The organism is Streptococcus ilei, from assembly GCF_000479335.1.
Lineage (GTDB): Bacteria > Bacillota > Bacilli > Lactobacillales > Streptococcaceae > Streptococcus > Streptococcus ilei.
The window spans coordinates 443,350-457,247 of sequence record NC_022584.1 but is presented as its reverse complement, the minus strand read 5'-3'; the positions used below and the strand labels follow the sequence as shown (position 1 = coordinate 457,247).

Annotated in this window: 12 protein-coding genes and 2 pseudogenes; 1 reads left to right on the top strand and 13 read right to left on the bottom strand. The window is 40.8% G+C overall.

Annotated features, from left to right (window positions below; all coding sequences use genetic code 11):
- Positions 1–10 precede the first annotated feature (10 nt).
- From dprA to N596_RS02250, 13 genes and pseudogenes are all read right to left on the bottom strand, one after another.
- On the bottom strand, positions 11–853 hold the full coding sequence (gene dprA, locus N596_RS02310; RefSeq protein ID WP_023026803.1) for a DNA-processing protein DprA: 843 nt from the start codon (positions 851–853) through the stop codon (positions 11–13).
- 76 nt (positions 854–929) lie between these two features.
- Positions 930–1,856, bottom strand: coding sequence for an ROK family protein (locus tag N596_RS02305; RefSeq protein ID WP_023026802.1), 927 nt, complete (start codon positions 1,854–1,856; stop codon positions 930–932).
- A 12-nt stretch (positions 1,857–1,868) separates the two neighbouring features.
- A complete protein-coding gene (gene rnhB, locus N596_RS02300; RefSeq protein ID WP_023026801.1) occupies positions 1,869–2,639 on the bottom strand; it encodes a ribonuclease HII in 771 nt (256 codons plus the stop codon).
- Entirely contained in the window at positions 2,626–3,477 is an 852-nt protein-coding gene (gene ylqF / locus N596_RS02295) for a ribosome biogenesis GTPase YlqF (RefSeq protein ID WP_006597240.1), read from the bottom strand. Before ylqF ends, rnhB begins: the two co-directional genes overlap by 14 nt.
- 125 nt (positions 3,478–3,602) lie before the next feature.
- On the bottom strand, positions 3,603–3,941 hold the full coding sequence (locus N596_RS02290; RefSeq protein ID WP_006597242.1) for an ATP cone domain-containing protein: 339 nt from the start codon (positions 3,939–3,941) through the stop codon (positions 3,603–3,605).
- 71 nt (positions 3,942–4,012) lie between these two features.
- Positions 4,013–4,948: a 4-hydroxy-tetrahydrodipicolinate synthase gene (gene dapA / locus N596_RS02285; protein WP_023026799.1), complete on the bottom strand. Its 936-nt coding sequence runs from the start codon at positions 4,946–4,948 to the stop codon at positions 4,013–4,015.
- Positions 4,949–5,036: 88 nt separating this feature from the next.
- Positions 5,037–6,113 (bottom strand): aspartate-semialdehyde dehydrogenase, encoded by a 1,077-nt coding sequence (locus tag N596_RS02280; protein ID WP_023026798.1) that lies wholly within the window; start codon positions 6,111–6,113, stop codon positions 5,037–5,039.
- 156 nt (positions 6,114–6,269) lie between these two features.
- Positions 6,270–6,824, bottom strand: a complete 555-nt coding sequence (locus N596_RS02275) for a LemA family protein (RefSeq protein ID WP_023026797.1) — start codon at positions 6,822–6,824, stop codon at positions 6,270–6,272.
- Positions 6,825–6,826: 2 nt separating this feature from the next.
- A complete protein-coding gene (locus N596_RS02270) occupies positions 6,827–7,834 on the bottom strand; it encodes a DUF3137 domain-containing protein (protein ID WP_023026796.1) in 1,008 nt (335 codons plus the stop codon).
- Between the two features lie 298 nt (positions 7,835–8,132).
- The gene (locus N596_RS02265) at positions 8,133–8,786 is read right to left on the bottom strand and encodes a DNA alkylation repair protein (protein ID WP_023026795.1); all 654 of its coding nucleotides are present in this window, start codon (positions 8,784–8,786) and stop codon (positions 8,133–8,135) included.
- Positions 8,787–8,802: 16 nt separating this feature from the next.
- A pseudogene (gene cls / locus N596_RS02260) lies at positions 8,803–10,378 on the bottom strand (cardiolipin synthase).
- Positions 10,379–10,523: 145 nt separating this feature from the next.
- A pseudogene (locus N596_RS02255) lies at positions 10,524–11,037 on the bottom strand (GNAT family N-acetyltransferase).
- Positions 11,038–11,274: 237 nt separating this feature from the next.
- A complete protein-coding gene (locus N596_RS02250) occupies positions 11,275–12,945 on the bottom strand; it encodes a formate--tetrahydrofolate ligase (RefSeq protein ID WP_023026794.1) in 1,671 nt (556 codons plus the stop codon).
- Between the two features lie 264 nt (positions 12,946–13,209).
- Between N596_RS02250 and N596_RS02245 the strand changes: the two genes are divergently transcribed.
- On the top strand, positions 13,210–13,896 hold the full coding sequence (locus N596_RS02245; protein ID WP_023026793.1) for a phosphopantothenate--cysteine ligase: 687 nt from the start codon (positions 13,210–13,212) through the stop codon (positions 13,894–13,896).
- Positions 13,897–13,898: the final 2 nt, after the last annotated feature.

The following is a 13,898-nucleotide window of genomic DNA, read 5'->3' as shown; positions in this document are numbered from 1 at the left end:
AAAACTCATTTTAAAATTCAAACTCATCTAGGACATCTTTTCCACTGGTCACAAGCTTTGCTCCTTCTTGAATGAGGTGATGACAACCATCAGAACGACCATCCAATATAGAACCTGGAATAGCGAAAACATCACGACCTTCTTCCATAGCACGCTCACAAGTGATCAGACTCCCAGACCTCATCCGCGCTTCTGCCACAATCACCGCTCTAGAAAGACCAGCAATAATCCGATTACGCTCTGGAAAATGGTGTTTTTGAGGGCTTTGGCCAGGACCGTATTCTGTTAAAACCAAATGGCTCCCACTCATGTACTTCTGCAACTGTTTATTAGATCTAGGATAGAAGACATCTAACCCAGTACCAATCACACCAATTGTTTTTCCTCCATTTCGAATAGCTGCATAATGAGCCGCAGCATCTATCCCCTTGGCTAATCCACTCACCACAATCAATTCGTTGTTTAACTCATTAATAATTTTTTCGACAGATTGAATCCCTGTGCGACTGCAGGATCGACTCCCCACAACTGCTATTTTTGGATGTTTAAGAAGGTCAATATTACCTGAGTAAAACAACAAAACAGGTGGGTTATGCATCCAAAGAAGTTCTTCAGGATATTCTGAATCCATAATGGATATCGAATCAAACTCTTTGAACTCCTCCATCAAGACCTTGTCATCAATCCGAATATATCGTTCCATAAAAAGTGTTTGATTGCGACATCCTGCAATTTTTGCTATTAATTCTAAAGAAGGCCATTCCCCATTCATTTCCCAGTAATTGACAATGTTAAAAACCTGTAGATTAGACAGGCCAGAAACCTTTAATTTATAAAGTTCATATTTGTTCATTCGTAAACCTCATTTTCTACTATCTATTTATAATATTCGTAAAAGAAAACAAAAAAAGCTCTAAAAATAGAACTTTTTAATGATTTTCTACAATATTAAAATGACAAACGGCCCCCAAAAGGTTACTTGAGTTGTGGTAACGAGCTGCTTGAATCTCTAGTAAAGAAAATCGTTGCTCACTACTTTCCTCAAACAACAATTTATACTGATGGTTGATTTCTTCTAAAAGAAGGTCTTGGCTACTAATTCCTCCACCAATCGTCACTTTTTCAAGCCGAACAAGTGACTGAAGGTTATAGATCAGGATTGCAATTTCCCGACAATAAGAAATAAATAAGTCTTGTAACTCCCCATGATAACCAGCGTGAAGGGCTTCAAAAACCTGGATGCCATCCTCTTCCGGCAGTTGCAAGAGCTGACTGGCTTGGGCTACAAAGTTGACAGCTGAGCCTAAATTTTGAACCAAACTGGAAATCCCATGCTTCAAAATCTCTCTCTGAAATTGTTTTTGTTCTGGAGTTGTTGGTGGCTCCTCTGGGTTCGGCCAACGAAGATAATCCTTGAGATGCAAGGTAGAAATTAAAGAACCATTGGAAGTCAAGGCTAATCCTACGCCAGTTCCCAATACAAAGGTTGCACCACAGTAACAATCTTGGAGGTTTCCAATTCGAGCTTCTGCCAAACCCGCAGCATCTCCGTCGTTGAGGACGGTCACAGGAACTTGAAACATCTTATTTAAACGAGAAGCTAAAGGAATATTCCTCAAATAAGGAATTAGGCCACCTTTAAAGACAAAACCAAGTCGACTATTGATTTCACCTGGACATGAGATGGCAATCCCTGTAATTTGATTCTGGAACGAGCAAATCACGCGCTCGAGGGCTTCCCAGAAGTCCTCAATACTATCTGGTGTCGGGACTTTAGAGGAATCGCTCACTTGATAGGCTTCATCGACTAAGCCATATTTAATAAAGGTTCCTCCGATATCAAAGGCTAAGAGCATTTTCTTCTCCTCCTAGTCAACAGCAGTCATGGACTTAATGGGTTCGAAGCTTCGACGATGGATTGGACTAACCCCTTGTTTTTCCAATCCTTCAAGATGCTTGGTGGTCCCATAGCCCGCATTCTGTGCAAAATCATAACCTGGATACTCTTGGTCATATGTCGCCATCATCTGATCTCGTGTCACCTTCGCCACAATAGAAGCCGCTGCGATAGACAGAGAATTAGCATCTCCTTTGATGATGGATGTCTGAGAAATAGGGAGATCCAATTTCATAGCATCAATCAAGAGGTGTTGAGGTCGAGGGTCCAATTCTTGAATAGCCTCTAGCATGGCTAATTTGGTTGCTTCATAAATATTAACCTGATCAATGACCCGATTATCTTTTATCCCAATCCCGACAGAGAGAGCCTGATCTAAAACCGCTTGATAAATTGCATAGTGCTTCGATTTTGGAATTTTCTTACTATCGTTTAAACCTGGTATCTTACAATTTTCCGGCAAAATAACAGCTGCAGCGACGACAGGCCCAGCTAAAGGGCCTCGTCCTACTTCATCCACTCCTGCAATGAGCTGAATCCCTTGGGCATATAATTCTTTTTCATAGGTGAGCATTTTTTCTAAACGCAGGTCTTCGTCTACTTGTTTTTGGAGTTCACGTTTTCGTTTGTTGATGGCCGACTGAACGCCCGCTCGAGCATCATAGATTAACTCTTCAAACAAGGGATGATCCAGCCTATCAATCGTTGCCAAACGCTCTTTGACTTCTTTAATCGTTGGCATCCACTTCACCTACGCGATCAAGGGTATAGCGACCCAAACGACCATCTCGTACATCCTTAACAAACAAGCTATAAAAACGATCGTAATCATCTCGAAAGCCTAAGCGTTGGGTCATCTCCATGATGATTTCCGGTGCTTCCTGCTCCAAATTCATTTGCTTATAGCGTTCTTGCAACTCTTTTGGATAGTGAGATTTAAAATACTCCAGACCAAAAATAGTCACCTCATCCATAGGCAATAACTGGTCCTTAATGGCACCCGTTAAAGCTAATTTTAGAGCTACATCTTCATCTTCAAATTTTGGCCAAAGAATCCCTGGGGTATCCAAGATTTCGAGGTCCTTATTGGTTTTCAACCACTGTTGTCCCTTGGTTACACCTGGTTTATTTCCAACTACGGCAATCTTTTTCCCTGCTAAACGATTCATCAGCGTTGATTTCCCAGCGTTGGGAATCCCAATAATCATTGTTCGAAGCGTTTCAATCTGAATCCCTCGTTCCTTTTGGCGAGCAATTTTATCTGCCATCAAAGACTTAGCCGCATCTGTTACTTTTTTGACTGTCGACTGCTCTTTGGAGTTGATAGCCAATGTTTTGATTCCTTGAGATTCGAAATACTCCTGCCATTCTTTTGTTGCGACAGGATCTGCCAAGTCTACCTTATTCAGAATCATCAACTTAGGCTTGTCACCAACAATTTTTGTTAACATGGGATTTTGACTGGATAATGGCAAACGAGCGTCCACCAGAACCGTTACAAAATCCACGAATTTTAAATTTTCCTGTACTTGTCTTCTAGCTTTGGACATATGTCCAGGAAACCATTGAATAATCGCCATGAAATGAAATCCTTTCAAAATTCAATCATATCTATTATACCATGAAATACGGTATTTCTTTTATAAAACAGCTTCCCATTTTTACAAACAAAAACGAAGCTACATCTGTAACTTCGTTTCTTATTTTAGCGAATTTGCTCAAAATGCAAGTGAACAGCGATGTGATCTCCATAACCACTCCGTTCCAAATCACGTTGCAAGCGATAAGAAATATAGTGTTCAGCAATGGTAATATAACCAGCGCCAAGTAAGCGGTGTTCAACCATTGACTGGATCATGCTGATCGTCGCACGTTCCACTTTAGCTTCTTCCAGATCCATCACAACTTTCTTGGTCACTTGCGCCAAGTTTTGGCGAAGATCATCCGTTAAGACATAGACTGTTTGAGCCGCTTTTAAAACAGCTTGGTAGATTTTATCTGGATCAAATTCTACTACTTCACCACTACGTTTAATGACTTCCATCTTTTTCTCCTTGGTCTTCAATATACTTCTATTATCTTAATAAATAGGAGATTTGTCAAGAATCTAAAATATCAATAATCCGGACGAAGAACTCCCGTGATGATTTCTTTCGATGCGTGGTAATCCCCATCCACTACAACTTTGATGATGCGCTTCGCTTCCTCAGCAGGGGCTGGAACTAATGGTAAACGAGTAGGCCCTGCTTCAAAGCCCATATAGTTCAAGACTGCTTTAACTGGTGCTGGACTTGGATAAGAAAAGAGAGCATTAACTTTAGGGATAAATTGGCGCTGAATAGCCGCTGCCTTTTTAATATCATTGTGCTCAATCGCTTGGAACATTTCGTGCATTTCATCCCCATTGGTATGGGAAGCTACTGAAATGACACCGTCTGCCCCTAAGTTCATGGCGTGGAAAGCATCTCCATCCTCTCCCGTATAAATGAGGAACTCTTCTGGCTTATGCTCAATTAAATAAGCCATATTGGCAAGAGTCGTACATTCTTTGACCCCGATGATGTTTGGATGTTCAGCCAAACGGAGCATGGTTTCTGGTGTCATTTCGACAACCACGCGCCCTGGGATGTTATAGATAATGATTGGCAAGTTAGAAGCGTCTGCAATAGCCTTAAAATGCTGGCACATCCCCTCTTGAGAAGGTTTGTTGTAGTAAGGAACAATGGCCAAACCAGCAGCAAAACCTCCAAACTGATCTACTTCCTTTACAAACTCAATAGAATCTCGGGTTTCATTGGTCCCGACACCAGCAATCAAAGGAACCCGTCCGTTCACCACCTTTTGAACCGCTGCAAAGAGTTCTAATTCTTCATCGTGTGTCAGTGTCGGACTTTCGGCCGTGGTACCAGCTAAAAGAATTCCGTCCGTATGGTGAGCTAAGAGGTGCTCAATCAAAGGAGGAATAGCTTCAAAGTTGATCGAGCCATCTTCGTGAAAAGGGGTGATAAAGGCGGTAATCATTTTACAATCTTTTAAATCTTGATAAGACATAGATCCTCCTTCTTGATTCAATCATAGGGAAGAGGGACAGCACCAAAAGTTGGTCACTGTCCCCATTACGATTTATTCAGTTATAGAATCATTTCAATTCAAACTTCAAGTCAGCTGTTGGGCGCACCAATCCACGCTCATGAAGAGTTTCTGCGATTTGAACAGAGTTCCAGGCTGCTCCTTTAAGAAGGTTATCAGAAACTACCCACATATGGATCCCTTTTTCAGCATCCAAGTCCTTACGGATACGACCAACAAAGGTATCACGAGAACCAACAGCATTAATAGCTTGTGGGTATACTTGATGAGCAACATCATCTTCCAGTACTGCGCCTGGGAAGGCCGCAATGGCCGCTTTTACTTCTTCAATTGGAGCTACTTCTTTGGTCTCAATGTAAACTGACTCTGAGTGAGCTGACAAGACCGGAATACGTACACACGTTGCCGAAACTGCAATGCTATCATCTTCCATGATTTTCTTGGTTTCGTTTGTCATCTTCATTTCTTCATATGTGTAGTCATTATCAGTGAAGACGTCAATTTGAGGAAGAGCATTAAATGCGATTGGATAATGTTTCTTATCGCCACCTGATGGTAAGATTTCCGCATGCAAATCACGCGGATCCACTCCATCATTCAAAACTTCTCGAAGTTCACGTTGTGTTTCAAGAATAGCACCCATACCTGCACCAGAGACAGCTTGGTAAGTCGATACGATGATACGGTCCAAGCCCCATTTCTGACGAACAGGCTCAAGAGCTACCATCATTTGGATCGTTGAACAGTTAGGGCAGGCAATGATTCCGTTATGGGCATCAAGGGCATGAGCATTCACCTCTGGAACAACCAACGGCACATCTGGGTTTTGACGGAAGTAAGACGTATTGTCGACCACGACAGCTCCTGCTTTCACAGCATAAGGTGCGTATTTTGCAGAAGTTGAACCACCAGCAGAGAAGAGAGCGATATCTACGCCTTCAAAAGCGTTCTCCGTTGTTTCTTCAATCGTAATGTCTAAATCCTTAAATTTCAATACCTTACCAGCTGAACGAGCAGACGCCAAGTAGCGAATTTTATCGATTGGAAGTGTCGATTCTTCCAACATCTTGATCATTTGAGCACCAACGGCACCTGTCGCACCGACAACAGCAACTGTATATCCCATAATAAAACCTCTTTCGGAATTTTCTAAAAATTTGTGAATTTCATCTATTATACTATTTTTCCCAGTAAATGAAAAGCGTATTTTCCATTTCTAAAAACAAAAATCCCGATCTAAGACCGGGATCGTTTCTAGATAGATGAAAGCTTCTATTTAAAATTAATGGATCTCATAATCCAAATCACTCAAGTCCTTCTTCCCTCGCGTGTCTTCCAATAAAAATGGAACTTGTGACAAGCCTTTGATCCCTGCAACAACAGATGTTGGAAAGGTTACAATTGCTTGGTTGATTTGACTAATGTTGCTATTGACAATGCGTTTAGAGGCTGCCAAATCTTCATTTTCATCTGCAATTTCTTTTTGCAAGGCCAAGAATTGGTTAGAAGACAAGAGCTCTGGATAATTCTCACCCACTGCTCGGATTTGTGCCAAAACATCATTTTGATTGGCAATAACTTGGTTGGATTCTTGAATAGAAGCACCTTGGCGAAGGGCTACCAATTCGCTAAAGACTTTCTCCTCATGTTGGGCATAAGCCTTAGCAGCCTTCAACATTTCCGAAATGGTTTCGTAGCGTTTCACCAGAGTGATATCGACCGTTCTTTTAGATTCTTCAATCATGACCTGATAACGGTTCAAACGGTTGCTTTCTCCGATAAACCACAAGAAAATGACAAGAGCAAATACAACAAGGGCAATCATTAAACCTGACATAGTTATTCTCCTTTAAATATATTGGTTAATTCATCAATGAGATCAATCTCCCTACAGAGTTTTTGATACTCTGCAGCAATCGAAAGACTTTCGATTGCGTCTTTTCTATTTGGGGTTGGGAAAAGGTAGCGATCAGTATATAAGGAAATGTAGAGTGTGTCTTGTACTAAATACACACACATAGCATTCTGAGAAATTTGCTGATCAAACCATTCTAGGATCTTAGGTTTTAAGAATTTTCGTGCAGCCAGTTCATTAGTACAATAGATATTGTAGTTTTCATTGTTTTGGATATCTTCTGTTTCAATTTGGACTTCAGTAGGTCCAGCACCCGGATAGTCTCCTTTTAGTTCTCTTTTTAAAAACAAAGATTTCTTGGTTGGAACAACTCTCAAGTGCCCTGGAAATGAGATTGGAGCTTTTAAAGAAAAAATCTGACCAGAAAAATCTTCAACTTCTTCGTTGACCGTATGAGTTTCCCCGTTAGAGTCTCTCTTGGTTCGCGTTTCAATGTGGTAAGCATAGAGATTGGCTACTACGAGATTCTTTTCATCATGAAAGGACAGTTGATGAAAGAGATTAAACTTAGTCGATCTCGGACTAAAGACCTGCAAGACATTCATAGGGTAGTTAGCTGTCAAAGTTAGCTCAGCTTGAGGAAAAACTTCTTTCAAAATAGGACAAAGAAAATCTGTAATATAAATCTCGTCATTGGATCGAACCTGACCTTTGAATAAAGACTTTCTTTTTTGGTAGGCTGGTAAATAATAGAACACCCCTGCAAGAAGAATGATAACAAAGGCTCGCAATCCAAAAAGTGGGAAAGATAGTATAGCTAAAATAATACCAAGCATAGTAGCGTTTCTCCAATGAAGGTTATTCTTCATTTGTTCCTTCATGATGAACAACTTAGCCTGATATTGTTCTAATCTCTCCAGTTCACTGATACGTTGGAAAGTTTCTTGTGACCACTTGTTGTTTGGACTGTTTTGATCATACACTATAACCATCTCCTTTCAAACACAAATGAATACATCTATTTCCATCATTATACCACCAGCAACCACAAGAGGCAAACAAATATATGTATTTGATAGCAGTGAATTTCTACAAAAAAATCCCCTACCAAATGGTAAGGGATTCGAGGCATCTTTCGATGAGAACAGCCGGTTCACACAACTGTTCAAGGTCCGCTCCTGCGTTACAATTGAATGTAGACCTCCTCAGCGCAAAAGGCTCCTAAGAGCCAATCGACTCATCGCATGTGACTATTATAGCATAATAGGTCACAGAGTCAAGAGGTGATTTCTACAAATACTTTCTTGCCTCTCTAATGCTAAGAGGAGCCATTTGACTAGCATGTTGATCAATAAAAACACGAACCCAATCAGGATTTACCTTTGAGTAATTGCGCAAGCTCCAACCGATAGCCTTGTTAATGAAAAACTCAGTCTGTCTAAAGTTATTACAAATAACTTCAGCTAAGAGGTCTGTATCTGTCAATTCTTTACGCATAAGCTGGTGGTCAATGGCAATACGCCTCAACCAAAAATCTTCAGCCAGACTCCATTGGCGCATAATATTCTTGGTTTCTGGATAGTGAAAAGTAATCTCCCCGATAATACGGTCTAATTGATCTATACTGTCCCACCATGATTTAGTTTGAGCCAATTCCTTTAGCTTTGGAAAATCTTCAGGTCTAAGCTCCTTCTTCTTTTTGTCCAGATAATCCATAGCAACATATTGAAACTCACGGTAGGGTTGCTGCCAACACTCTTCCACAAAGTTCCAATCAATTGGATTCTTCATGAACGACTTAAAAAGGTCTCTTTCAATCTTTCTGAGAATTGTTTTTTGAACGCCAAGAAACCTGAATTTATTTTTCATATAAGCTTTCATTTGTGGTACTTTAGCTGGGTCAGCTTGGTCTTCTAACAGTTTCAAAAGGATTTTTGTATCCATATTGAGTACTCCTATATTACATCAAAGGTCCAATCAAAGAAAAGAGATAACCACTCAAACGATGAACTAGAGGCATTTTAGACAAGCTCTCCAAAGTGACTTCCTCTGAAAGAGCTTGGGTTTTCTCAAAATCCTCAGCAATTTTGAGCACTTCCAGATTTTTATAGAGATAAATCCCATTTTCAAAATTTTGATAGAGGCTTCGGTAGTCTGTGTTAATAGTACCTACAACAGCTTGTTTGGCATCAGAAACATAAACTTTAGCATGGACAAAACCTGGTGTATAGCGGAAAATACGGACGCCAGCATCCAACAAGACTTTAAAGTATGTCGTAGCAATATCAAAAGCATACTGTTTATCAGGAATCCCCGGCATAATGATACGAACGTCCACTCCTCGTCTGGCCGCAAAGGTCATGGCTCTTACGAGTTCGTCATCCAAAATCAGATAAGGGGTCATAATATAAACATAATTTGTGGATGTATTTAGAAGATGTAGGTAAACATTCTCTGCGACTTTGTGATAAGTCAATGGCGAATTAGCGTATGGAAGAACAAAGCCTTGACTATCTCTTTTTTGAGGCTTTTCTTGTAGATATCGCTCCATATCAGCTGGATCATCAACTCCAGTCACTGACCACATGGTCAAAAAGAGAGCCTTGAGAGTTTGTACTGCTGAGCCGTCTAATCGAATCGCAGTATCCTTCCAATGACCAAAACGCTCTCGTTTATTGACATACTCATCAGCAATATTAACGCCTCCGGTATAACCAACTTGACCATCAATCACTGTTATTTTTCGATGGTCTCGGTAGTTGTAATAGGTCGATAAAATTGGCTTGAGTGGTGAGAAGGTTTGAGCTTTAATCCCAACCTTGTGTAGCCTCTCGATATAATCGTAGGGCAAGTTGGTCATCTCATTCATCCCATCAATCATAACACGAACGTCCAGTCCGGCCTTAGCCTTCTCCTCCAAAATGGTTAATATCTCTCCCCACATGATGCCTTCATCAATGATGAAATACTCCATGAAGATATAATGCTCGGCCTTTTTCAAATCCTCTAACAAGACCGGAAGCATGTCATCTCCAAGTGGGAAATAGGTAACATTAGTGTTTCTGTAGATGGAAAACTGAGCCGGACTGTGCTCCAGAAAATAAGCCAAACGCTGTAATTGGCGATCACTATGAGATAAATAATCTGCAACTCCTGTATCAGTGCTCAAATAGTCGGAAGCTTGCTGAGTAGCTTCCACAAGACGCTTTTTCAATCGTCTGACACCAAAATCAGCGAGAGAAAAATAGAGCAGAGCTGTCCCAAAAATTGGAAAGAGGGCAATGATAATCAGCCAAGATAATTTGGAACGGGAGTCCATGGATCGATTGAGCAAATAAAAGAAGGTAAAGACACTCAACAAGTGTTCCCCATAGGATAATAGATGGGAAATGTTCTTGGAGGCTGACATAAGAAAAGATTAGGAAGGTAAGTTCAAGAAATAAAAAAAGTAAAACGGGTACCTTGCGATTAAGCAGGATTTTTGCCCATTTAGAAGGTTTCTGAGGCAGTAGTCGGGCATTTGTTTCTTGGGACATATAGGCTCCTTTAGAATGAAAAAGATTGGCTTTACATTCCGACCTCTTTCGGTGATTTATTTAGTCTTAGTGACATTCTAACATAGGTAAATGACATGAGTAAATGATATGAGCAATCAACCAGTATTACTGATAATCTAATAGCTTATTTCTCTATTTTTCTGACAGGACCATCTATGATCTTTTGCATCCAGACGATATCATGCCATTGATTAAACTTGTAACCAACTTTTGGAAAATGAGCAACTTTCACATAGCCTCGTTTTTCATGCAGGGCAATACTAGCTGGATTTGGCAAGGCGATGCAAGCTAAAAAGCGTAAATAGCCACGCGCTTCCAGCTCCCTCTCTAAGGCCTCATACAAACGAGAACCCAGTCCTTACCCAAGATAATGTTCGTTCACATAGACTGATACTTCTACAAGCCCAGTCATAGGCTGATCGGTCATAATAGCTTGAAGCATAGGCATAAACAAGTACTTGACCATTTTCTTCAGCTACTAAGTAGGGAGAACGTTGAAGGGTCTTTTCGATACGCCCTTCAAATTCCTCCGTCGTCGGAACATCATATTCAAAAGTGATGGCTGTTTTCTTAACATAAGGGGCATAAATTCTGACAAGTTCAGGAGCATCCGCTAAGGTGTCTGGTCGTATCTTCAACATAGTCTTCTCGCTTTCTATCTCTCTATTATACCTTAAAAATATAAAAATGAGGCTGGGACAAAAGTCCTAGCCTCTCAATTGCCTTTGGATTGTCGAGCAAGACGCAGTGGTTGAGTGGGCTCTACTACGCTGATTTCATCAGCTTTTACAGCCCTACTCAACTGTGCGGAGGTGGGACGACGAAATCGAATTCTAACGAATGACCGATTTCTGTCCCACTCTCATATACTTTTATTAGAATAAGCCCAAGGCTGTCCCATCTTCTGCCACATCCATGTTCAAAGCAGCAGGACGTTTTGGTAGTCCAGGCATGGTCATCACTTCACCAGTTAGAGCAACGACGAAGCCTGCACCAGTCTTAGGCACCAATTCGCGAATAGTAATGTCAAATCCAGAAGGTGCCCCAAGGAGACTTGGATCATCTGAAAAACTATATTGTGTCTTGGCCATACAAACGGGCAACTTGTCCCAGCCATTTTTTACAATCTGAGCAATCTGAGTTTTGGCTTTTTTCTCAAAGACAACATTGTCTGCCCGGTAAATTTCCTTAGCAATCTTGGTAATTTTTTCTTCAATAGAAAGATCATTATCATAAAGACGAGTGTAGCTAGCTGGACTTGTTTCAAGGGTCGCCACCACGGTTTCTGCTAGGGCTACTCCTCCATCAGCTCCATCGGCCCAAACGCTAGCCAATTCAACAGGAACTTGAATAGAAGCACAAAGTTCTTTAAGAGTTGCAATTTCAGCTTCTGTATCCGTTACAAATTTATTAATGGCAACCACTACAGGAACACCGAATTTGCGCATATTTTCAACATGGCGTTCCAAGTTAGAAAAACCTGAACGAACAGCCTCAACGTTTTCCTCAGAAAGAGCATCTTTGGCAACTCCACCATTCATCTTCAAAGCTCGAATCGTTGCAACAATCACAACAGCAGATGGACTGGCTGGGAGATTTGGTGTTTTGATATCCAAGAATTTTTCAGCTCCCAAATCAGCCCCAAAGCCTGCCTCTGTCACTACGTAATCGGCTAAACGAAGAGCGGTTGAGGTAGCCAAAACAGAGTTACATCCATGGGCAATATTTGCAAAAGGTCCACCATGAACGAAGGCTGGAGTTCCATAGATGGTTTGAACCAAGTTTGGCTTGATGGCATCTTTCAGGATTAAAGCAAGAGCCCCTTCTACTTCTAAATCGCGGACATAAACTGGACTACGATCATAGCGGTAGCCGATGACAATATTAGCCAAACGGCGTTTCAAGTCTTCAATATCTGTCGCCAAACAAAGAATGGCCATAATCTCAGAAGCAACGGTGATATCAAACCCATCTTCACGAGGAATCCCATTAAGAGGGCCTCCGAGACCGATAGAAACATGCCGCAAAGCACGGTCATTCAAGTCCACTACCCGCTTCCAGATAATCCGGCGTTGGTCGATGCCTAGCTCATTTCCTTGATGCAAATGATTATCAATCAAAGCTGAAAGAGCATTGTTTGCTGTCGTAATGGCATGCATGTCACCCGTGAAATGAAGATTAATATCCTCCATAGGGAGAACTTGGGCATAGCCTCCACCAGCTGCTCCCCCTTTAATACCCATAACAGGACCTAAAGATGGTTCGCGGATGGCAATCATGGTTTGTTTACCAATCTTATTTAAGGCATCTGCCAATCCAATAGTGATAGTAGATTTTCCTTCTCCAGCTGGAGTTGGGTTAATAGCTGTCACCAAGATGAGTTTTCCTGGTTCTTCCTTCTGAACGGCTTGAATCTTATCAAAGGTTAATTTTGCCTTGTACTTTCCATAGAGTTCTAAGTCATCGAAATGAATCCCCAATTTTTCTACCACATCTGTGATTGGTTTCAATTCAATACTTTGTGCAATCTCGATATCTGTCTTCATCTTAATCTCCTCACTATTTAATAATCCTATTATACAGAAATTTCACAAGGATATATATTTTAAATGTCAAACCTTCCCCGTTCGTTCGGTATTTGCCTTTAAAATGAACCTTTTCGGCCTTTATTCTAATTTCTTATAGCCCTCTATACGAAATAACTATGAGTCCCCAATTCCTCTCCCATTACTTCCGTTTCGCCTAAAAAACAGACTCAAGACCAATGTTCTTGGCTTTACTAAAATATAAAATTCTTGTAAAATAAGCCTATGAATATTTTGATTACTTCTGGTGGAACGAGTGAAAAAATTGATCAGGTTCGTTCGATTACCAACCATTCCACTGGTCAACTTGGAAAAATCATTTCCGAAAAATTTTTAGAGGCAGGATTTTCTGTGACTCTGGTGACCACCCCAACCGCGGTTCAGCCGAAAGCTCATCCTTTTTTAACAAAAGTGTTCATCAACAATGTCGCTGAACTTCAAACAGTCCTTGAGAAAGAAACTCCAACTCATCAGGTCCTTATTCATTCCATGGCTGTCTCCGACTACAGTCCAGTCTATATGACAGGTTTTCATGCTGTAAAAGAAGCTACTAATTTAGAGCAATTTCTCCATCAAACCAATCAGGAATCGAAGATTTCATCGGAGGAAGATTATCAAGTTCTCTTTTTGAAGAAAAATCCTAAGTTGATTTCCTTGGTGAAAGCCTGGAATCCAGACATTCGTTTAATTGGATTTAAACTTCTGGTTGATGTATCCCAGGATCAACTACTATCAGTTGCTCGTGCTAGCCTCGAAAAGAATCAGGCAGAAATGATTGTAGCCAATAACTTGAGCGAAATTCAAGACGGGAAGCATCGAGCATACTTAGTTACTAAAGATGCTACTCGAATAGCCGAAACGAAATTGGATATTGCTCAAAAAATCTTCCATCACATTACAAATAAAGGATAAAA

Excerpts from the sequence above, each read along its gene's own strand:
- dprA (WP_023026803.1), bottom strand. The coding sequence starts at position 853 with ATGAACAAATATGAACTTTATAAATTAAAGGTTTCTGGCCTGTCTAAT.
- N596_RS02305 (WP_023026802.1), bottom strand. The coding sequence starts at position 1,856 with ATGCTCTTAGCCTTTGATATCGGAGGAACCTTTATTAAATATGGCTTA.
- rnhB (WP_023026801.1), bottom strand. The coding sequence starts at position 2,639 with ATGCCAACGATTAAAGAAGTCAAAGAGCGTTTGGCAACGATTGATAGG.
- ylqF (WP_006597240.1), bottom strand. The coding sequence starts at position 3,477 with ATGGCGATTATTCAATGGTTTCCTGGACATATGTCCAAAGCTAGAAGA.
- N596_RS02290 (WP_006597242.1), bottom strand. The coding sequence starts at position 3,941 with ATGGAAGTCATTAAACGTAGTGGTGAAGTAGTAGAATTTGATCCAGAT.
- dapA (WP_023026799.1), bottom strand. The coding sequence starts at position 4,948 with ATGTCTTATCAAGATTTAAAAGATTGTAAAATGATTACCGCCTTTATC.
- N596_RS02280 (WP_023026798.1), bottom strand. The coding sequence starts at position 6,113 with ATGGGATATACAGTTGCTGTTGTCGGTGCGACAGGTGCCGTTGGTGCT.
- N596_RS02275 (WP_023026797.1), bottom strand. The coding sequence starts at position 6,824 with ATGTCAGGTTTAATGATTGCCCTTGTTGTATTTGCTCTTGTCATTTTC.
- N596_RS02270 (WP_023026796.1), bottom strand. The coding sequence starts at position 7,834 with ATGGTTATAGTGTATGATCAAAACAGTCCAAACAACAAGTGGTCACAA.
- N596_RS02265 (WP_023026795.1), bottom strand. The coding sequence starts at position 8,786 with ATGGATACAAAAATCCTTTTGAAACTGTTAGAAGACCAAGCTGACCCA.
- N596_RS02250 (WP_023026794.1), bottom strand. The coding sequence starts at position 12,945 with ATGAAGACAGATATCGAGATTGCACAAAGTATTGAATTGAAACCAATC.
- N596_RS02245 (WP_023026793.1), top strand. The coding sequence starts at position 13,210 with ATGAATATTTTGATTACTTCTGGTGGAACGAGTGAAAAAATTGATCAG.